Source organism: Paracoccus nototheniae, assembly GCF_004335005.1.
GTDB classification, from domain to species: Bacteria; Pseudomonadota; Alphaproteobacteria; order Rhodobacterales; family Rhodobacteraceae; genus Paracoccus; species Paracoccus nototheniae.
Window position 1 is genome coordinate 1 of the sequence record NZ_RQRT01000073.1, and the last position, 18,552, is coordinate 18,552.

The window sequence follows — 18,552 nt, forward strand, 5'->3', positions numbered from 1 at the left end:
CTTGCGAAGGTGGGTTGAAGTGGGGGTTGAAGGGGGGTTGAAGGCATCACCGTGAACCCTCTGCGAGGTATGAAACACGGCGCGAGGCAGGGCCTTCGCTGTCAATAATTAGCCGGCCATCGGCTAGCATTGCCTCCATTGCCGTCTTGAAAGCCCGCTTGGTTATACCCTCGGCATTGGGATGCTCCGCGAACTGCTTGGGGGCGTAGCTGGCCGATCCTTTGTCATTCACCCTCCGCCCTTGTTCGGTGATCATGCGCAGCAGCTTGAGGAACACCCGTTCAGCCCGAGCCGATGCGGCCATACGATCAAGGCCGCTCTCGCGCTGGTCCGGCGCGAAGACGCCATCCTTCCAGGTCATGTTGATCTCGCCACCGGTGCGCCCATAGTTGGCCTTCATGGTCCGCAGGACGCGGGCATCGGGGTTGGCCTCGTAGCCCTCTTGCGCGATCCGCTCCAGATAGAGCCGGGACCGCACGCTGTTGTTCCAGCCTGTCGATCCACTGGTGCCGCTGCCGCTGTTCAGGCCTGACAGGGACGGGTGTGCCAGCAGTACGACCGCGCAGCTGTGCCTGATCGCCCAGCCCCTCAACAGGCCAATGAACTGCCGTGCCTGCGCCCGGTCATTCTCATTGCCGGGGAACAGATCAGCGAGTGTGTCCAGAACGATCAGGACGGGTTTTTCTTCCTCTATCCGCGCCTCGATCTCCGCATAGAGCGAGGTGGGGGACAGGACACCCGATTGCCGGTCAAGAAACGCCAGCAGGGCGTCTTCGCCCGCCAAGCTCCGAAGCACGAGGCGATCGAGGTCAGAAAAATGGCCGCCCGTGGCGCGCACGATATCTGAGGTGCGCCTGTGCAGCTCGTCATCATCGTCCTCGGCACTGATGAACAGGACAGGCCCGCTTGCGGTCTGATATCCCAGCCACCGACTTGCAGTTGCCACCGCCTTCGCCAGTTGGAGGGCCAGCAGCGATTTACCCGTGCCACCGTCGCCCCCTAGCAGGGTGACCGTTCCCGAGGGGATCATATCCGGCACCAGCCACTCGCGAGCCGGAACATCGCGGCCTTCCAGATCCGAGGCACTATAGAACCGGGACCGGCGGCCTTCGTCAGAAGGCCCCCCCGGATCGCGGCTATAGCCCACCGACGCTCGATGCGACTGGTCGATCTCGCCATATGCGTTGAAGATGTTCACCCGGTCATCGCCTCCAGATCAGCGATGATGGCCTCAACTTCGTCGCGTCCATGGCAATCGACGAAATATCCGCTGTCACGGTTGTCGTTTGACCAGACGTAAAGCGTAACGCCGTCGCCCTCATCGTCGGGGTGGAAGTCGATGACCAGACGCCGCACTTGCCGAGAGGGCCATATGTTGCGAACGCTCATGCACCTTTTCCTCCCTGCACATAGGCCAGAAAGGCGCGTTGATCTCGGGGCGAGAGCCGGGTGTAGCAGGCGAGGCAGTAAGCTTTCAGTTCCGTGCGCGATGCAATGTCCGCCCAGAACGCCGCCTGATCCATGACGCCGCCGAAAGGGACCATGGGCATTCCGGCGCGCAAAAACTCATGCGCATATTCTAAAAGGTCAAGCCGGTCCTCGGGGTCACAATCGATCAGGGCTTCGCTGAAATTCCTTGCCGCAAACACTCGATCTACTGTATTATCGGACCAATCCCGCCAGGATTGCATGTCGGCCCCGGATGCGGTTGCCCCCGCTCCGGGGTTATTCCATGTCTGGTCGTTCATGGTGATACCTCACGCCGCCACCGGGCGGGATTCGAGCCAAGCGGCAATATCGGTTTCCTTCCACCCGACCGCTTTTTGCGTCAGGCGGATCGGACGCGGGAATTGCCCGGCATCCATCATGCGGTAAATGGTGGACCGGCTAAGGCCGGTCAGATCCTCGACTTCGGTGCGGCGGATATAGCGGTTTGCCATCGGGGTAATCCTGCGCTGTTGTGTGAACATGCAGGAAAGATGCGTCGTCGGGCAGCACCACGTAAGCCGCGCAAAAGCCACAAAATTCTATCTAAATTTTGTCGGGGGATTTGTCCTCATTTTGATCTCTATATTGTCGCATTGCACGTTGAACTGTCCGGGTGCTGACGCTTTCTCCGATCTCGGCTTGGGCATGGCGCGCCAGTTCTTTTAGGCTCATGCTCCGCCAGCTATCTGGAAAGCAACTCAGGATCGCCTTCTGAACTTTTGGCTGTAGAGCTGGCCTCCCCACACCCAACGATGATGTAGGTTCCGGGAGGTTAAGTAAGTCTGGTATCTTCGAAAAATCAAAATCGTCTCGAACGCATAGCGCCCAATCATGAAATCGTCTGGTTTTCTCATAGTATTTCAACCAAACTAGATCTTTGGGTGGTTCGAATAAACTTGGACACTCAATTAAGTAACGTCCAAGATCGACGAAAGCGAAGATGCCATCCGCATGTGGGAATATCATCGATCTGATGTGTTCGATCGAGGACTGATGATCTGGTAGGATAAAATCTAAGTACCTATCGCGGCGCGCAAAGAAGTCATACGAAGGCTTGAGAATTACGCCTGAAGGGGATGCTATTCTCACGTCTGAATGATCAAGCTCAAGAAATTGAGTGACGAGAGAATGCTCCAACGCGATGCGCAGCATTCGGTTTGAACCATATTTTTTTATGCTAACTTCATCTCGGAGAAGCTCTGGTCGGCAGTCTTCAATGTAATTTATTAGATGGAAGTCTATCTCGTCTGCCACGCGATCGAATGTAATATAGCCTTCAGGCGCGAACATCACCTAATCCTCACAACTTTGGCGCTGTCCTGCGCCAGATACATTGCCCAAGCCTCGCCCAGGGCGCGGCGCTTTTCCATCAGATCCGACCGGGCATAGGCTGCCTCGGCCTTGTCCTTGATCGTGTGTGCCAGCGCGGCCTCGGCCACCTCGCGCGGGAAGCTGGTCTTCTCCTGGGTCCAGGTGCGGAAGCTGGTCCTGAAACCGTGGATATCGATGTCATAGCCGTTCTCGCGCACCAGCTTCAGAAGCGTGGCGTCCGACAGCGGCTTGCCCTTCACGGTGCCGGGGAAGATCAGCGCCTCGGGATCGTCACTGTCGGAAACCTCCTGCGCCGCAGACAGGATCGTGACGGCAGCCTCGGACAGGGGCACGCTGTGGGCTTTCTTGGCCTTCATGACAGACGCTGGGCGCGTCCAAATTGGCCCGCTCTCGGCCTTCCAGTCGATCTGCCCCCACCGGGCCAGCCTGACCTCGCCCGACCGACTGGCGGTCAGCACAAGCAGCCGGAAGGCCAGCTTGGTGACGATGCCGGCGCCGCTGTTCTCGATCGTGGCCATGCAGGTCGAGACCTCGGAATAGGGCAGGGCCTTCCGATGCTCTTTCTCTTGCCGGTCCTTGGGCAGGGCCTGCGCGATCGCCATGGACGGATCGTCCTGTCGCCAGCCTTTCGCCACGGCCCATTTCATCACCGTGCCGATGCGCTGCCGCACACGCTTGGCTGTCTCGCGCTTCTCGTTCCAGATCGGTGACAGGACGGCCAGAACATCGCTGGTCGTCACGTCCACGATCTTGGTCTTGCCCATCCGGGGGAAGGCGTATGTCTCCAGCGTGGCGATGAACTGCGCCGCGTGCTTTGTGTTGCGCCATGTCGGTTCGTGCAGCTTGTGAACCGTCCGGGCCGCGTCCTCGAAGGTCGGCACCGCCTCGGCCTCCTTGCGGGCAAGCAGGGGGTCGATGCCATCGTGAACCTGCCGCTTGTTCTCCAGCGCAACCTCGCGCGCCCGCGCCAGCGTCACCACCGGCGGGCTGCCCAACCCAAGCTCGCGCCGCTTGCCCTTTATCATGATGCGCTGCATCCATGACCGGGCGCCGCTCGGCTTCACCAGCAGGTATAGACCCAAGCCTCCGCCATCGTGATACTTGCCCGGTGACAGGGGCGATTTGATCTGCATGGCGGACAACCGTGCCGCGACTCTCCGGGTTGTGGTTTCCTGCATCTGGCCCCCCATTCGTCCCCCCAGGCTGATTGCGAAGGTATGAGACATTACGGGAACGCGCAAGAAGATAAAGAGCCGTAATGCCCTGCAATTGCTGGTGATTTAGGAACTTCTGGGAACTGACGGAATGATGCCTTTGCGGACTTCGTCTCCGCCAATTCTAATCTCTTTCTAAATGAATTCAGATATATATACGAAATACTGTAAGCGGCGGCGCCGCCGCACCTGCTTTCAGCTTGACGGCATGAAGTTCCAAGGCAGCAGATCGTCGATCCTTGCTTGTGGATGACCGGCGGCCACGGCTTCCAAGGTTGCCTTCAGGTAGGCGAAGGGCTCGATGCCATTGATCTTTGCGGTGGCGATCAGAGAGGCGATGCGTGCCCAGGATCTCCCGCCCTCGTCATGGCCGGCGAAGAGTGCATTCTTGCGGGTCAGGGCAATCGGTCGGATCAGGTTCTCGACATTATTGGAGTCGATCTCGACACGGCCGTCGCGCAGGAAAGTCTGCAGCCCGTCCCAGTGGCGGTGGATATAGGCCAGCTTCTCGCCGAGGCGCGACTTCATCGATATGCGCCGACACTGCAGCTGCAGCCATTCGCCGAATGCGGCGACCAGCGGCGCACTGCGCGCCTGGCGGGCCGACAGCCGTTGGCCCGGGTCCATGCCACGGATCTCGGCCTCGATCCGGTAAAGCTCGGCAATCCGGCGCAGACCTTCGGCTGCGATCTCGGATCCGTCGCGATCAAAGATCTCCTTCAGCTTGCGTCGGGCATGCGCCCAGCAATGGGCAACGGTGATCGGCGCGCCGCCTGTCCGGGACGGACGCGTCAGGCGGTTGTAGCCAGTGTAGCCATCCAGCTGCAGAATGCCGTCAAAGCCCTGCAGGATGCGTTCCGCATTCTCGCCTGCGCGGTCGGGCGCATAGGTGAAGACCACACCGGGGGGATCGCCCCCGCCCCATGAGCGGTCATCGCGCGCCAAGGCCCAGAGATAGCCCGTCTTCGTCCGCCCCCTGCCAGGATCGAGCACGGGTGCCGTCGTCTCGTCCATGAACAGCTTGCTCGACGTCTTCAGATGCTCGGCCAATCGATCAACCACGGGACCGAGGTGGAAGGCGGCGTTGCCGACCCAATCGGCCAGCGTGCTGCGATGCAACTCGACCCCGGCCCGGGCGAGGATCTGGCTCTGGCGATACAATGGCAGATGGTCCGCGTATTTGCTGACGAGGACATGCGCGAGGGCGCCCTCGGTGGGCAGCCCGCCCTCGATCAGGTGTGCGGGCGCCGGTGCTTGGGTCACGCCCTCGGCGCACCGGCGGCACGCGTATTTGGGGCGCACGGTCACGATGACCCGCAGCTGTGCCGGCACGATATCCAGCCGCTCGGTCCGGTCTTCGCCGATCCGGTGCATCTCGCCACAGCCGCAGGGGCAGAGCAGGCTGTCCGGCTCGATCACCCGCTCAACGCGGGGCAGGCTTTCCGGAAGATGCCCGCGATTGCGGCGAGCAGCCCGGCGCGGGGGCGTGCGGGGCGCGGCCTCCGCATCCTGCCGGGTCTCGGCCTCTGCCACGGCAGTTTCGAGATCCTCGAAGGCCAACTGACGCTCGTCGTCGTTCAGCTTCTCGGAGCGTTTGCCATGCACGGCCTGGTTCAGTTCGGCGATCAGATGCTCCAGCCGCCGGTTGCTTTCCCTCAGCGCGTCCCGTTCACGCAACACGGCAAGCACAGCGGCGCGCTGGCTTTCGGGGATGACGGACAGGTCGATGGACGGGGCTGTTGACATGTCGCGATCATAGCCCGGTCAACCTGATATTGCTTGTCTTTTCTGTTGTTTAAGTCATTCCGCAATGGCCGGTTTTGGCGTTTCCAGAGGCCGGACCCGGCGCCAGTCGAGGCCGGCAAAGAGCGCTTCGAACTGCGTGCGGCTCAAGGTCATGGCGCCGTCCCGGATGGCCGGCCAGGTGAAGCTGTCGGCCTCGAGGCGCTTGTAAGCCATCACCAGCCCGCTGCCGTCCCAGAACAGGATCTTCAGCCTGTCGGCGCGTTTGGCGCGGAACACAAAGACCGTGCCGGTAAAGGGATCCTCTGCCAGCAGCGACTGCACCAGCGCCGCCAATCCATCGTGCCCCTTCCTGAAGTCCACCGGCTTGGTCGAGACCAGGATCCGCATGCCCTGCGAGGGCATCAGCACGGCACTGCTCCGAGGGCCCGGACAATCTCGGCCAGCCGAACGGCGGGCGTGTCCGCAGCCAGTTCGAGCCTCACCTCGCCAATCACGATCCGGATCTGCTCTTCAGCCGGCAGCCTCTCGTAGGAAGATGGTGCTGGCGCCGGATCGCAGACCACCAGCGGGGCAAAAACCGGCTCGTCGGTCGTCACAGATGGCAGCACCAGCTTGCCTTGCTTCGCCAGCCGCCGCCACGCCGATAGCTGGTTCGGCTGCACTCCATACCTGTCCGCAACGGCATTCACCGTGGCACCCGGCTCAAGCGTATCGGCAACCACCAAAGCCTTTACCTCAGTCGGCCACCGGCGATGGCCCGACGCATGGATCTCGACGCCCAGAGACGCGAGAAACGAATTCTTGGCACACATTGCGAAACGCACTCCCACCGGTCGATGGAAAAGACTTCGCAGCAGCGCGTCAGCCGAGCAATGTGGGGTTCAGCCGTCGCTTACGAAATACTCGTTTCCTTAGTGAGTGTGACACTTAGTGTGACACCCTGTGGTCTTATTATTCGGCTCACGGGCTTTCCGCTTATTCCCCAGGTGCATCCAGAAAAAGAGCAATGTCTGGTCCTTACGCCGCCGCGTGAAGGCTGGCTGCGAATGTCTGCACAGGGACCCGTTTGATCTCCGGGCAAAGCTCTCGGTCACGCTGATGGCGCACCGAGGCTTTGGAGGGGTCCGTGCAGCACGCGAGCTGGTGATCATAAGTTGACGGCGCAATCGGCGTTAGCGGGTTCGCTTGGACCGGTGGCGTTCACCCGCTCACTCTGCAGGTTGACTCGACACCGTAAACAGCGCGCCGATCATCAATGAAGGCGATCATCGCTCCAGGGGGCGGTCGGGTTCAGCCTGCGCAAAAGACGCGTTCGCGGGTTCTCTTGGACCGATTGCGTTCACCCACTCACCCTTGCGCAGGATCTCATTGGCCTGGCGTAATTCGCGAACCTCACGTTCCAGTACCTTGATCCGATCCCGCTCTTCTGTCGTCACGCCGTCCCGCATGCCGCTGTCACTCTCGGCCTGCTTGACCCGTTCGCGCAAGGTCTGCGGCAGACATCCGATCTTCGGTGCAACGGCCGCAATCGTGCCCGCCTGCGTTTCGCAAGAGCCTTGATGCTCGAAAACCATCCGAACAGCACAAGCGCAGACCTCTGGCGAGGAGCGATTTGCCAATTTGCTTTTCGTCATAACCGTCATTTTTGCTAAAGTTGACTGTCTTCGACAGCTCCGGGGCGATGCAGACCGTCCTGGTAAGGACTAGACCGCGCGATCCCGTATCTGGACATCATGCCTTCGGCCAAAGCTGTTGAGCTGCCCCCGTTGGTCCCTCAGTTATAACGAGGATCTGCCTGGGCCTGCGCTGCTCCCCAATCTTGGACCGCCGGATGCTGGCGTTTTCCGGCTTGGGCAAACGGCGTCACGCGATCTGCCCTCGCCCTTGACGCTGCGGTGATGCAGACCGGACCTTGCGCCCTGTTGCGAGACAGAGTGGCGGTCAGGTCTGCTGGCTGTTTTGGGTAAACGATCTTGCAGGCCGTCGTGATGACGGAATAATGGTTGCACCTAGCGGGTGCGGGCGATGTGATGTCGTGGGGCTCATAGCTTCCGGAACGGCTGGCCCAGCCTGCGCAAACGCACTGGTCTCGCCCGGTGCAAAAGGAACGACGTCATGGCCCATGCAGAGATATCATCAGGCAGGCCCGGTACCGGGATGCCGAACCTTGGCGCCCCCGGGATGGGTGCGATTGCCGCACTGCTGGTCGGGGCGGTGGGTCTGGCCCTGACATTCGGCCCAAGGCAGGCCGCGCTGTTTCTTGTCGGCGGCGGGCTTGGGATATCGCTTTATCATGCGGCCTTCGGCTTTACCTCGGCCTGGCGGGTGTTCATCACCGAAGGGCGGGGGCGCGGCCTGCGGGTGCAGATGCTGCTGCTGGCGATGGCGGTGGTGCTGTTCTTTCCGGCGCTGGCCTCGGGGACGCTGTTCGGCAATCCGGTCAATGGGCTGATCGCGCCCGCAGGGCTTGGCGTGATCGCAGGGGCGTTCATGTTCGGGATCGGAATGCAGCTGGGCGGCGGATGCGCCTCTGGGACGCTGTTCACTGCAGGCGGCGGGAATGCGCGCATGGTGATCACGCTGGTCTTCTTCATCATCGGCTCGGTTCTTGGAACGGTGCATTTCGACTGGTGGACCGCGCTGCCCGCACTGCCGCCGACGGCGCTGTGGCAACCCTTTGGCGCGGGCGGTGGCATCGCCCTGTCGCTGGCCATCTTCGCTGCCATCGCTGCGATGACGGTCTGGGTCGAGCGTCGCCGGAACGGCGCCCTTGAACAGGCGCCGAAAAGCCCGCGCAGCGGGGCGGCTCGCTGGTTGCGCGGGCCCTGGCCGCTGGTGGCCGGGGCTGTGGCACTGGTCGTCCTGAATTTCCTGACGCTGGCTTTGGCGGGACGTCCCTGGGGCATCACCTCGGCCTTTGCATTGTGGGGGGCCAAGATCGCCCAGATGATCGGCATCGACCCCACGGCCTGGGCCTATTGGCAGACCCCGGCCAATGCCGAGGCCCTGCGCGCAAGCCTGTTCGCCGACATCACGACCGTCATGAATTTCGGCATCATCGCGGGGGCGATGCTGGCCTCAGCGCTTGCGGGACGGTTTGCGCCCTCGCTGCGCATCCCGCTGAGATCCGTCATTGCCGCCGTGATCGGTGGGCTGCTGCTGGGCTATGGTTCGCGGATCGCCTATGGCTGCAATATCGGGGCGTATTTTTCGGGCATCGCCTCGGGCAGTCTGCACGGCTATCTGTGGGCGGTAGCGGCCTTTGCGGGCAATATTCTGGGTGTTGCCTTGCGTCCGGGCTTTTTTGTTGAACGACGCCAAAGCCGGGCCGACGGCTGAAGCCGGCAGCGTCCGGATCGTCGTCACCCGTTCGGCACGATCCGCCATCGCCGTCTTCAGTGGTCTCCAAGATCGAATGGTCCGGACGCCGTCCTGACGCTGGCCGGGAGGATGCATTCAGATGCGATCTTCTGCTGCGACAATCAAAATGCGGCTGCGGGCTTTAGGGCAATGCAGGCAGGACGACGGAGCGCGCCCCCACGACGCGATCGGATAAAGCGTCACGATTACTCTGCGGCGCCGCTGGCCCCTTGGTCATGATCGAACCTGAAACTCCGGCAGTCAGCTATAAGATACGTAGCGCAACATCCCGGAAAACGCGGGTCATCGTCGATCGAAGGCTGAAGAGCAGCAAGGGTGATATCCCGCCATATGCGCCGCTAGCGGAACAGAATATGGTGGCGACCGTCACTGGTTCGATGAAAATCGCACTCGACCTTGAAGACCCCGGCCAGCAGTTCTGCGGTCAGCACCTCGTCCGGGGGGCCATCCGCGACGACGCGACCGCCATCCAGCACCAGCAATCTGTCACAGAACATTGCGGCATGGTTCAGGTCGTGAAGCGCCACGATGCTGGTCAGGCCCAATGTCGAGATCAGCCGCAGCAGGTCCAACTGGTGTTGAATGTCCAGGTGGTTCGTCGGTTCGTCCAGAAACAGCTCCCGAGGCTGCTGGGCGAGGGCGCGGGCAATCTGTACGCGCTGGCGTTCGCCTCCGGACAGGCTCTGCCAGCTTTCATGGCGGAACGTCGTCATGTCGACCTGGGCCAGCGCCGTGTCCACAGCGGTCGCATCGGCCTGCGAACACCCGGCCAGCGGTGCGCGATGCGGGATGCGGCCAAGCATCACCACATCCTGGACTGTCACGTTCATCTCTGTCGCGGCATGTTGCTGGACCAGAGCGATGCGTCGGGCCAGGTCACGGCGCCGCATCCTGGCGATGTCCTGCCCATCCAGTGTGACACGCCCGGAGACGGGCCGCACAAGGCCTGCCAGCAGTCGCAGCAAAGAAGATTTGCCCGACCCGTTCGGGCCAAGCAAGCCAAGGATCGTGCCCGGCTGGACCGTAAGCGATACGTCGTTCAGGATGGTCTTGCGGCCCACGCCCCAAGCCAGATTTTCGGCAGCGATGCTCATGACCGGCGCCGCGCCCGATAGAGGATCAGGGAAAAGCATGGCACCCCGACCAAGGCGGTGACGATGCCGATCGGCAGGGTTTGCTGGGTCATCAGGCTGCGCGACACGATGTCGGCCAAGACCATGAAGACCGCGCCCACGACCGCGCAGGCCGGCAAAAGCCGCATATGCCCCGGCCCGATCAGGAACCGCACCGCATGCGGCACGACCAGCCCGACAAAGCCGATCGAGCCTACCATGCTGACGATGGTCGCCGTGATCAGGGCGGTCGTCACGAACAGGACCACACGCACCCGGCCGACCGCGATCCCCATCGAGGCTGCGGCATCGTCGCCGAATGTAAAGGCGTCCAGCGCATGCGCATACCAGATGCAGACGGCCAAACCGATCAGCATGACCACGGCCAGCAGCTGAAACTCGGGCCAGCGCACGCCGCCGAAACTTCCCAGCAGCCAGAACATCACGTCACGCGCCTGTTGGGCGTTGCCCGAGGTTGTCACGACATAGGCGGTCAGGGCGTTGAACATCTGCGCCGCCGCAACCCCGGCCAGGATCGTGCGGTCTGGCCCGCCACGCCCCCCGTCCGAGAGCAATGCCACGAATGCAAAGGCCGCCAGCGCACCCGCAAAGGCACCCGCGCTGAGTGAAACGGTACCTGCGCCGATGCCCAGAATGATCACGGCCACGGCCCCGGTCGAGGCGCCGGCCGAGACGCCCAGCACATAGGGTTCGGCCAGGGTATTTCTCAGCAGCGACTGCAGGATCGCCCCGCAGATCGCCAGCCCGGCTCCGCACAGTGCCGCGACCAGCGCCCGGCTGAGGCGCAGGTCCCAGATCACGCTGTCCTGAATCCGGCTGATCTGGGCTTCGGTCCAGCCCACGTGGTTGGTCATCGACAGGCCAACCGTCGCCAGCGGGATGTGCATTTCCCCGATGCTGACGGCCAGAGCCACGGAGAGGGTCAGAGCTGCAAGAGAGATCGCCAGAAGAGCGGCAAAGCCGCCCGTGCCGCGCATGGCCCGACCGGTCATTCCTCGCGCCGCGCCTCGAGTTGATCGGCCAGTTCCTCGGCGCCATAGATGGTGCGAATGGTCGGGTTCATCGCGGCACCGTTCATGGTCAGAATGCGCCCTTCGCGAACGGCCGCCATCTGGCTGACCGACGGATCGCTTTCCAGAAACGCGATCTTGTTCTCGGCGCGGTCAAGGTCCCACCGACCACGGTCCAGCGAGGCCGCAACGATGAATGTCGGCTCGGCGACAATGATTCCTTCCCAGCCTACGGTCGGCCATTCGGCCTCGGTGGTGATGGCATTGCGGCCGCCCAGAAGATCGGCGATGAAGCCCGAGGCGCCGTTCTTACCCCCCAGGTAGGCGTCATCCGACGCCGACGGGCTTGAGAACCAGAACAGGAATGTCTTGTCCTCGTCCTTCTGAAACCGTGCGCGCAGATCTGCCTCGCGCTGCCGGAAATCGGAAATCAACGCCTTGCCGCGATCGGCCACGTCGAAGATGCGCGAAAGCTCGTCGATCTCCTGGTAGAGCAGGTCCATATTCCACAACTGATCCCGGCTGCCGTAGATATCGCCGGCATCGTCGCGGGTGTTGCAGATACCAGGTGACAGATAGCTGGGAATGCCAAGATCCGCAAAGTCCTGACGCTTGGCAACCTTGCTATCGTCGCCAAGCAGCAGCGGCAGCTGGGCAGCCACGAAGTCAGGCTCCTTTGCCAGGATGCCCTCCAGCGTCGGCTGTTCGACGGTCAGGATCTCTACCGTGGCATTGGCCTGCTCCAACTCCGGCAACACCTTGGTGGGCCAGAAAGCGGATGCAGCCAGCCGGCTCTCCAATTCCAGCATCAACAGGATTTCGGCACTGTTCTGGCCCAAGGCCACGGCATTCTGCGGGGCTTGCTCGATGGTGATCTCGGTGCCGCAGTTCTGAATCGTCAACGGGTACTGCGTCGGTTCGGCATGAAGCGGGGTGGCGGCTGCCAGACTTGCGAGCGCCGCCAGAATGATACGCGAGGGGTGATACATGCTCTGCCGCCTGATCATGGATTGTTTTTCTGGCCGATAGCACCTTGGCATTTGGCCGACAACAAAATTAGTCAACTATTGCGTCGCGCCGAACGGCTGCCGGTCAGAACCTTGCCCGGAAACGAGGTAAGTCCTTTATCGGGACACACTGATGATCAGCGATCGCCCGGCGGAAGCCCGCGATCGGCGGCTCAAAGGTGCGAAACCCGGCGGATGGACCGCATGACGCGGCCCGGATCGTCGTCGGCAGCCGTCCGGCTCTGCAGGTGGCGGGTCTTCTGAAACATGCCATCACCATCAAGGCCAGTCTGACTGATATCGAACACGCCATCGTCAAAGACGCGATGGGTCGGTGATGGCGGATGCGAAACAGGGCAGAACCGGACTGGAGACGAATGTCCTCGTCCGGTTTCTGGTTCAGGGTGACGTCGAACAGGGCAAAGCTGCACAAGACCTTATTGCGACATTCACGGAAAGGAACGTGGGCTTCCTGTGTCGCGAAGTCCCGATCGAACTGGTTTGGGTGCTGGAGCGTGCATACGATTTGCAGTGTGCTGATATCACCCTTTCGACATGGATCGACAAAGGGTTGAAATGATTGAAATGCATCGTTGCATAGGCGGTGACGCAAATTCCATGCATTCTGGACCTGGAGATTGAGTGGCCTTCCCAAGAAACAGCTTTTGTCTCGGGGATGGGTGCCAACTCGAACCCGAGGGTCTTTGCGCGCGGCTGGAGATTTGACAGCATCCGTTGCCGGTGTGACCCGTGGTGAACTGCTGCACCCTGATCCTGATATGTCATGTCATGCCGCACGGTATTGAAGACAAGAACGGCGATTTTGCGCGCCGTGGTCGTCACCGCCTTTTGCTTGCCGAGCCCTGCCGAGAGGCGTCGATAGACCGAACCCAGGGCCGTACCGCTCCGGCCAATGGTCGTCGCGACCAACCTCAGCAAAGCTGCTGCGCGACCTGAGAAGCGGCGCGTGCGTGACAATCGTTGCCGACCAGCGCGGCTTTGATCGTGTCCAGTGACGAATGGCAGCGGGTGTCACGGAACGTGGATAATATCTCCGGGTCATATTCACCGCTGACGATTGCGCGGATAATGCGCATACCCGTCGCGCCGATAATGTCCGACACCACATGGTGCAGCCGAAGGGTCATCTCCATCAGCGTTTTCTGCATGTGCTGGATATGCGCGGCGGGATTTTCTGTCAGACGTCCGCGCTGGCGCATGTAAGCGCACAGCGTGGCAATCTCAGCCTCGGGGCGGAAACTGCCACGCAGCAGGCCATAGAAATGCAGTTGGGGCAGCCACCCGGCATCGCCGACTTGGGTTTTGCGGCCCGGCACATTCTTCTCATAGCGCTGATTCACAAGGACTGCAGGAAAGCCGTGGCCCTCGCGGCTCTTAAGGGCCGGTACCCAGTAAACACCGGTCGATTCCATCGCGACGCTTGTGACACCAAAGGATTTGAACCACGCCGCGAGCGCGTGCCGATCCTGCATGAATGTTCCAACGGCGGGCTGTGCCCCATTTTCTAACGGGGCCCGACCCTCCGATAAGCCATCGGCAACTGCCCCTCAGGCGCAGCATAGCATAAGCTGTTGAGACTGCGCACAAGCGGGCCGCGGCCCGAAGCGATTTTTAGGGTATCCCTTTCCTTCCTGAGGACGCGGTTCTTGCGCCGAAGCCGTTCGGTCTCCCGCGCAAGCGTACGATCCTCGGACAACAACACGTCCGTGCCGCGGCGCGTGGTCACCCGATCGTTCAGCGTCGAAACCCCGACACCCAGATCGTCAGCAACCTGGCGCCGCGACATCCCGCTGGTTTGTGCACGGCGCACAGCATCGTTGTGGAATTCATCTGTTCTGCCTGGGCCCATGGTTCGTCTGCTTTGCTGCACATCATGCTATCAAAGCAGCGGCACCAAACCGCGACAGGCCCACTTAGCAACTGGTCCGAATTCCTGCGACCGCCTGTGTCGCGACTCAGTGCCGGGCCGCCAGTGCCAGACTCGACCCTCAGCCCTTGGGTGGTTTTGGCTGATCGTCCCAATCGGGGCTGAGGATCCGTTGGGCGTCGCCCTCGGGGTCGTCGTACTGGGCATGGCGCAGCGCCCAGACAAAGGCCAGCAGGCCCAGCCCGCCTAGGGTCAGCGAAATCGGGATCAGCCAGGTCAGGACATCCATCTATCTGATCCTCATGGCGTTCAGCGACACGCTGACCGATGACACCGACATGGCGATTGCGGCCAGCAGGGGCGTGGCAAAGCCCGCCAGCGCAAAGGGAACCGCGACGATGTTATAGGCGATCGAGATCGCGAAATTCTGCCGCATCCGGCGCGTGGCGATGCGGGCGATGCGCACCGCCTCGGAGACGGGTGACAGGTCGTGGCCCAAAAGCACGATGTCCGATGCCGCGCGGGCCGCATCCAACGCACTGGCCGGTGCGATCGACACATGCGCCCCGGCCAGTGCGGCGGTGTCGTTTAGCCCGTCGCCCACCATCAGCACCCGGTGGCCTTCGGCCGTCAGCGCGGCGATGCGGTCCGCCTTGTCGGCGGGGCGCAGCCGGGCATGGCTTTCGGGCAGGTCCAGCCGTCGGGCCAGCGCCGCCACCGGGGCGGGCGTGTCGCCTGACATCAGGATGACGCGCAGGCCAAGCGCCTTCAGCCCGGCCACGGCTTCGGCTGAGCCGGGGCGCAGGCGGTCGGCAAAATGAAATGCTGTGGCCGGTGCGGGGCCGATCTGCAGCCATGTCGCGGTCATCACGCTGTCGCTTGCGTCGCCCTCGTGTCCGCCGCCGGTCCAGTCGGCGCGGCCCAACCTGACGCGGGTGCCGCACCATTGCCCCTCGATCCCGGCGCCGGGATGTTCGGTGATGTCGGTCACCCTAGCGGCGCCGATCTGCGCCGCGTGGCAGGCGGCGGCCAGCGATTGCGCCAGCGGATGGGCCGAACCCTGGGCCAGGGCTGCAGCGACGGCCAGATCGCCCGCATCATGGGATGCCAGACCCAGCACTTCGGGGGTGCCCAGGGTCAGCGTGCCGGTCTTGTCGAAGACGACGCAATCGACCTCGGCCAGACGTTCCAGCGCGGTGCCGCTTTTGATCAGCAGGCCGCGCCGGAACAGCCGACCGCTGGCCGCCGTCACCACCGCCGGAACCGCCAGACCAAGCGCGCAAGGGCAGGTGATGATCAGCACCGCCGCCGCGATATTGACCGCCAGCCGCGCATCGCCCGTGGCCGCGAACCAACCCAGAAACGACCCCGCCGCCAGCACATGCACCGCCGGGGAATATATCCGCGCCGCACGATCGGCCAGCGAGGTATAGCGGGTGCGCGCGGCCTCGGCCATCGCCACCAGTTCCGCCATGCGCGCCAGCGAGCTGTCCTGACCCGCATGGGTCACCCGCAGGGTCAGGGGACCGGTCAGGTTCGTCTCGCCCGCCGTCACAATGTCGCCCGGTCCTGCAAAGACCGGCTGGCTTTCGCCGGTCAGGATCGCGCGGTCCCGTTCGCTTGTGCCTTGCGTGACGATGCCGTCGACGGGCATCCGCCCGCCGGGACGCACCAGAACCAGATCACCGACCGCCAGATCGGCCACCGCCACCGTTTCGGGACCATCCGGCCCGATGCGGGTGGCGCGCGGCACTTCCAGTGCGGACAGCACGGCTGCGGCGGACCGGGCGACGGCGCGGGTGCGATGATCAAGATAGCGCCCGGCCAGCAGGAAGAAGGTCAGCGACACCGCCGCATCGAACCACGCATGCTCGCCATGATTGATCGTCTCGGACAGCGAGATCAGCGAGGCCAGCACCAGCGCCAGCGAGATCGGCACATCCATCCCAAGCCGCCCGACCCGCAACGAAGCCCATGCGCTGCGAAAGAAGGGCTGGCCTGAAAAGGCCACCGTCGGCAGCGCGATCAGCGCCGAGATCCAGTGGAACATCGTGCGCGTGGCATCTTCGGCCCCCGACCAGACGGCGACAGACAGCAGCATCACGTTCATCATCGAAAAGCCCGCGACGCCCAAGCGCATCAGCAGGTCGCGTCCCTGCGCATCGGTTGCCGTGCCCGCCAGCGCGCCGGGGTCCAGCTCGTGCGCCTCGTGGCCGAGACGGGCCAGGGCCGCGACCAGATCCTCGGCAGTGATGCCGGGCGCGGCAGAGACGGTAGCCCGTTTCTGGGTCAGGTTCACGCGCGCCGCATCGATGCCGGGCAGCGCCAGCAGACCGGCCTCGATCGTGGTGATGCAGGCGGCACAATGGGCGTTGGGCAGCGACAGGATCAGCCGCTGCGCCTGTGCGTGGCGGGGTTGGGCGGTGGTCATGGCCATGGGCACGATCGCGCAGGCAGGGCAGGCCGAAACGCCTGGATGCAGGGCGGCGGTCATGATCCCGCGTCCGGGACGGTAATGACCCTGCGCTGGCGGAACAGGGTCCCGTCGGGTGCATGGGCGGAGACCCGCAGCAGCCAGCGACCGGGCGACAGGGTCAGCGCCGCGACATAGGCGTCGCCCTGGGCCTGCAGATCGGGCTGGGCATCATCGCGCGCCTCGGTCGCGCGTCCGACCAGCAGCGTCAGGTCGTCCACCTGCAGCGGATCGCCTGCCGCATCGGTGAAGCGCAGGCGGATCTGCGCGTCGTCGTAATCGGCCCGCAGCGTCCATGCCAGCGCCTGCTGGGCCTGACGCTGCGCATCAAAGCCCTGACTGGCGACATAGCTGTTGGCGACCTCCAGCCCCGGAAAGGTGCGGACGGCCTGCATGGCCAGGGTCACGTTCGCGGCGATGATCACGCCAAAGGCCGAAGCGGCGATGGCAAAGACCTTGCGTCCGGTCAGGGGGGTCATCCTAATTCTCCTTGCCGTTGAAGACGGCGTCCTGATGGGCGCGGTCGGCATTGCCCAGATCCTCGACCCACAGGCGCAGGTCGGTGCGGTCGCGGGTGGCAGCATCGCTGCCCGGCGGAGCGGTGACATAGACGCGCTGCAAAAAGGTCTGGTCCGGACCGATCCGCAGGGTGTTGCCCGGCGCCCCTTCCAGCGTGACCACGGCATCGGGATCGCCGGTGACCGAGATCGCGAAATCGCGCGCCTCGGGGTTCTGATTGCGCAGGCGGATGTCATAGGTGTTGCGGATCGAGGCATCCGACAGCATCACAAAGGTCGGGTTGCGGACCGGTGCGACGGTCAGCCCGATGCTGGGGCGCATGAACAGCGCCACCACCAGCCCGACCCCGATCCCGGCCCATAGCACGGTGTAAAGAACCGTGCGCAACCGAAACACATGCCGCCAGACCGGGCGCGGCGGCTGGCCCGCGCGTTCCGACACCTCGTCCGTCAGGGCCAGATAGCCGACCAACCCGCGCGGCTTGCCGATCCTGTCCATCACGTCATCGCAGGCATCGATGCACAGCGCGCAGGTGATGCAGGCCAGCTGCTGGCCGTCGCGGATGTCGATGCCCATCGGGCAAACATTCACGCAGGCCATGCAGTCGATGCAATCGCCATGCGCGGCGGTCGAGGATTTCTGATGCTTGCCACGCGGCTCGCCGCGCCAGTCGCGATAGGCCACGGTCAGCGTGTCCTCGTCCATCATCGCGGCCTGAATGCGCGGCCAGGGACAGGCATAGATGCAGATCTGTTCACGCATGAAGCCACCAAAGACGAAGGTCGTGGCAGTCAGCAAAGCGATGGTGATCCACGCGACCGGTGGCGCCTGCAGCGTCACAAGGCCCCGCAACAGCGTCGGGGCATCGGTGAAGTAGAAGACCCACGCCCCCCCGGTCGCCAATGCGATCAGCAGCCAGGTGGACCATTTGGTCAGCCGCAGGCGCAGCTTGCGCGCCGACCAGGGCTGGTTCAGCAGGCGGATGCGGGCGTTGCGGTCGCCCTCGATCCAGCGTTCGACAAGGATGAAAAGATCGGTCCAGACGGTCTGCGGGCAGGCATAGCCGCACCAGACCCGGCCAAGCGCCGCGGTAAACAGGAACAGCCCTAGCCCGGCCATGATCAGCAGGCCCGCGACGAAATAGAATTCATGCGGCCAGATCTCGATCCAGAACATGAAAAAGCGGCGGCTGGACAGATCGATCAGCACGGCCTGATCGGGCATGCCCGGCCCCCGGTCCCATCTGATCCACGGCGTGACGTAATAGATCGCCAGCGTCACCGCCATGATCAGCCATTTCAGGCGGCGAAAGCGGCCCTTGACGCGGCGCGGAAAGATCGGCTGGCGCGCGGCGTAAAGGC

General features: G+C 63.2%; 20 protein-coding genes, 2 pseudogenes and 1 other annotated feature. Of the genes and pseudogenes, 3 read left to right on the forward strand and 19 right to left on the reverse strand.

Annotated elements, in window-relative coordinates; translation table 11 throughout:
* Positions 1 to 46: 46 nt before the first annotated feature.
* From EG885_RS18840 to EG885_RS18885, 10 genes and pseudogenes are all read right to left on the reverse strand, one after another.
* A complete protein-coding gene (locus tag EG885_RS18840; RefSeq protein ID WP_242679747.1) occupies positions 47 to 1,198 on the reverse strand; it encodes an AAA family ATPase in 1,152 nt (383 codons plus the stop codon).
* The gene (locus tag EG885_RS18845) at positions 1,195 to 1,389 is read right to left on the reverse strand and encodes a hypothetical protein (RefSeq protein ID WP_131577678.1); all 195 of its coding nucleotides are present in this window, start codon (positions 1,387 to 1,389) and stop codon (positions 1,195 to 1,197) included. The genes EG885_RS18840 and EG885_RS18845 overlap by 4 nt, the downstream gene beginning before the upstream one ends.
* Positions 1,386 to 1,748, reverse strand: coding sequence for a hypothetical protein (locus EG885_RS18850; RefSeq protein ID WP_131577680.1), 363 nt, complete (start codon positions 1,746 to 1,748; stop codon positions 1,386 to 1,388). The genes EG885_RS18845 and EG885_RS18850 overlap by 4 nt, the downstream gene beginning before the upstream one ends.
* Positions 1,749 to 1,757: 9 nt before the next feature.
* Positions 1,758 to 1,940, reverse strand: a complete 183-nt coding sequence (locus EG885_RS18855) for a helix-turn-helix transcriptional regulator (RefSeq protein WP_131577682.1) — start codon at positions 1,938 to 1,940, stop codon at positions 1,758 to 1,760.
* A 91-nt stretch (positions 1,941 to 2,031) separates the two neighbouring features.
* Positions 2,032 to 2,778 carry a hypothetical protein gene (locus EG885_RS18860; RefSeq protein ID WP_131577684.1) on the reverse strand — a complete coding sequence of 249 codons (747 nt, stop codon included), beginning with the start codon at positions 2,776 to 2,778 and terminating at the stop codon, positions 2,032 to 2,034.
* A complete protein-coding gene (locus EG885_RS18865) occupies positions 2,778 to 3,998 on the reverse strand; it encodes a tyrosine-type recombinase/integrase (protein ID WP_242679748.1) in 1,221 nt (406 codons plus the stop codon). The genes EG885_RS18860 and EG885_RS18865 overlap by 1 nt, the downstream gene beginning before the upstream one ends.
* A 231-nt stretch (positions 3,999 to 4,229) precedes the next feature.
* Complete coding sequence (gene tnpC / locus EG885_RS18870; RefSeq protein WP_131577688.1) at positions 4,230 to 5,780, reverse strand: IS66 family transposase; 1,551 nt, start codon at positions 5,778 to 5,780, stop codon at positions 4,230 to 4,232.
* A 54-nt stretch (positions 5,781 to 5,834) separates the two neighbouring features.
* Positions 5,835 to 6,167 (reverse strand): IS66 family insertion sequence element accessory protein TnpB, encoded by a 333-nt coding sequence (gene tnpB / locus EG885_RS18875; protein ID WP_207392335.1) that lies wholly within the window; start codon positions 6,165 to 6,167, stop codon positions 5,835 to 5,837.
* Between the two features lie 14 nt (positions 6,168 to 6,181).
* Positions 6,182 to 6,592 (reverse strand): IS66-like element accessory protein TnpA, encoded by a 411-nt coding sequence (gene tnpA, locus EG885_RS18880; RefSeq protein ID WP_131577690.1) that lies wholly within the window; start codon positions 6,590 to 6,592, stop codon positions 6,182 to 6,184.
* A gap of 247 nt (positions 6,593 to 6,839) precedes the next feature.
* Positions 6,840 to 7,414 (reverse strand): annotated as a pseudogene (locus EG885_RS18885) (transposase family protein); the annotation flags it as partial.
* Positions 6,972 to 7,091, reverse strand: a sequence feature (AL1L pseudoknot). It overlaps the preceding pseudogene by 120 nt.
* A 481-nt stretch (positions 7,415 to 7,895) precedes the next feature.
* On the opposite strand from EG885_RS18885, the gene EG885_RS18890 reads away from it, so the two are divergent.
* Positions 7,896 to 9,119 carry a YeeE/YedE family protein gene (locus tag EG885_RS18890; RefSeq protein ID WP_242679749.1) on the forward strand — a complete coding sequence of 408 codons (1,224 nt, stop codon included), beginning with the start codon at positions 7,896 to 7,898 and terminating at the stop codon, positions 9,117 to 9,119.
* A gap of 380 nt (positions 9,120 to 9,499) precedes the next feature.
* On the opposite strand, the gene EG885_RS18895 is transcribed toward EG885_RS18890, so the two are convergent.
* From EG885_RS18895 to EG885_RS18905, 3 genes are read right to left on the reverse strand one after another with little or no spacing between them, the layout of a single operon-like run.
* A complete protein-coding gene (locus EG885_RS18895) occupies positions 9,500 to 10,255 on the reverse strand; it encodes an ABC transporter ATP-binding protein (protein ID WP_131577692.1) in 756 nt (251 codons plus the stop codon).
* Entirely contained in the window at positions 10,252 to 11,286 is a 1,035-nt protein-coding gene (locus EG885_RS18900; RefSeq protein WP_131577694.1) for a FecCD family ABC transporter permease, read from the reverse strand. The genes EG885_RS18895 and EG885_RS18900 overlap by 4 nt, the downstream gene beginning before the upstream one ends.
* The gene (locus EG885_RS18905; protein WP_131577696.1) at positions 11,283 to 12,293 is read right to left on the reverse strand and encodes an ABC transporter substrate-binding protein; all 1,011 of its coding nucleotides are present in this window, start codon (positions 12,291 to 12,293) and stop codon (positions 11,283 to 11,285) included. Before EG885_RS18905 ends, EG885_RS18900 begins: the two co-directional genes overlap by 4 nt.
* A gap of 197 nt (positions 12,294 to 12,490) precedes the next feature.
* Here EG885_RS18905 and EG885_RS22835 point away from each other — a divergent pair, with 197 nt between their 5' ends.
* Positions 12,491 to 12,649, forward strand: a complete 159-nt coding sequence (locus EG885_RS22835; RefSeq protein WP_165571205.1) for a hypothetical protein — start codon at positions 12,491 to 12,493, stop codon at positions 12,647 to 12,649.
* Entirely contained in the window at positions 12,649 to 12,891 is a 243-nt protein-coding gene (locus tag EG885_RS22840) for a PIN domain-containing protein (protein ID WP_165571204.1), read from the forward strand. Before EG885_RS22835 ends, EG885_RS22840 begins: the two co-directional genes overlap by 1 nt.
* 352 nt (positions 12,892 to 13,243) lie before the next feature.
* Here the strand turns inward: EG885_RS22840 and EG885_RS18910 are convergent, their stop codons facing one another.
* From EG885_RS18910 to ccoG, 6 genes and pseudogenes are all read right to left on the reverse strand, one after another.
* Positions 13,244 to 13,804 (reverse strand): IS110 family transposase, encoded by a 561-nt coding sequence (locus tag EG885_RS18910; protein WP_242679750.1) that lies wholly within the window; start codon positions 13,802 to 13,804, stop codon positions 13,244 to 13,246.
* Positions 13,805 to 13,941: 137 nt separating this feature from the next.
* Positions 13,942 to 14,181 (reverse strand): annotated as a pseudogene (locus tag EG885_RS23360) (transposase); the annotation flags it as partial.
* A 139-nt stretch (positions 14,182 to 14,320) separates the two neighbouring features.
* Positions 14,321 to 14,488 (reverse strand): cbb3-type cytochrome oxidase assembly protein CcoS, encoded by a 168-nt coding sequence (gene ccoS, locus EG885_RS18920; RefSeq protein ID WP_131577698.1) that lies wholly within the window; start codon positions 14,486 to 14,488, stop codon positions 14,321 to 14,323.
* A complete protein-coding gene (locus EG885_RS18925) occupies positions 14,489 to 16,693 on the reverse strand; it encodes a heavy metal translocating P-type ATPase (protein ID WP_131577701.1) in 2,205 nt (734 codons plus the stop codon).
* Positions 16,690 to 17,151, reverse strand: coding sequence for a FixH family protein (locus EG885_RS18930; RefSeq protein WP_131577703.1), 462 nt, complete (start codon positions 17,149 to 17,151; stop codon positions 16,690 to 16,692). Before EG885_RS18930 ends, EG885_RS18925 begins: the two co-directional genes overlap by 4 nt.
* Position 17,152: 1 nt before the next feature.
* On the reverse strand, positions 17,153 to 18,552 hold a 1,400-nt coding region (gene ccoG, locus EG885_RS18935; RefSeq protein ID WP_131577705.1), incomplete at its 5' end, for a cytochrome c oxidase accessory protein CcoG.

Excerpts from the sequence above, each read along its gene's own strand:
- EG885_RS18900 (WP_131577694.1), bottom strand. The coding sequence starts at position 11,286 with ATGACCGGTCGGGCCATGCGCGGCACGGGCGGCTTTGCCGCTCTTCTG.
- EG885_RS18855 (WP_131577682.1), bottom strand. The coding sequence starts at position 1,940 with ATGGCAAACCGCTATATCCGCCGCACCGAAGTCGAGGATCTGACCGGC.
- EG885_RS18905 (WP_131577696.1), bottom strand. The coding sequence starts at position 12,293 with ATGTATCACCCCTCGCGTATCATTCTGGCGGCGCTCGCAAGTCTGGCA.
- ccoS (WP_131577698.1), bottom strand. The coding sequence starts at position 14,488 with ATGGATGTCCTGACCTGGCTGATCCCGATTTCGCTGACCCTAGGCGGG.
- tnpA (WP_131577690.1), bottom strand. The coding sequence starts at position 6,592 with ATGTGTGCCAAGAATTCGTTTCTCGCGTCTCTGGGCGTCGAGATCCAT.
- EG885_RS18895 (WP_131577692.1), bottom strand. The coding sequence starts at position 10,255 with ATGAGCATCGCTGCCGAAAATCTGGCTTGGGGCGTGGGCCGCAAGACC.
- EG885_RS18845 (WP_131577678.1), bottom strand. The coding sequence starts at position 1,389 with ATGAGCGTTCGCAACATATGGCCCTCTCGGCAAGTGCGGCGTCTGGTC.
- EG885_RS18925 (WP_131577701.1), bottom strand. The coding sequence starts at position 16,693 with ATGACCGCCGCCCTGCATCCAGGCGTTTCGGCCTGCCCTGCCTGCGCG.
- EG885_RS18850 (WP_131577680.1), bottom strand. The coding sequence starts at position 1,748 with ATGAACGACCAGACATGGAATAACCCCGGAGCGGGGGCAACCGCATCC.
- tnpB (WP_207392335.1), bottom strand. The coding sequence starts at position 6,167 with ATGCGGATCCTGGTCTCGACCAAGCCGGTGGACTTCAGGAAGGGGCAC.
- EG885_RS22840 (WP_165571204.1), top strand. The coding sequence starts at position 12,649 with ATGGCGGATGCGAAACAGGGCAGAACCGGACTGGAGACGAATGTCCTC.
- EG885_RS18890 (WP_242679749.1), top strand. The coding sequence starts at position 7,896 with ATGGCCCATGCAGAGATATCATCAGGCAGGCCCGGTACCGGGATGCCG.
- tnpC (WP_131577688.1), bottom strand. The coding sequence starts at position 5,780 with ATGTCAACAGCCCCGTCCATCGACCTGTCCGTCATCCCCGAAAGCCAG.
- EG885_RS18910 (WP_242679750.1), bottom strand. The coding sequence starts at position 13,804 with ATGCAGGATCGGCACGCGCTCGCGGCGTGGTTCAAATCCTTTGGTGTC.
- EG885_RS18930 (WP_131577703.1), bottom strand. The coding sequence starts at position 17,151 with ATGACCCCCCTGACCGGACGCAAGGTCTTTGCCATCGCCGCTTCGGCC.
- EG885_RS18860 (WP_131577684.1), bottom strand. The coding sequence starts at position 2,778 with ATGTTCGCGCCTGAAGGCTATATTACATTCGATCGCGTGGCAGACGAG.
- EG885_RS18865 (WP_242679748.1), bottom strand. The coding sequence starts at position 3,998 with ATGCAGGAAACCACAACCCGGAGAGTCGCGGCACGGTTGTCCGCCATG.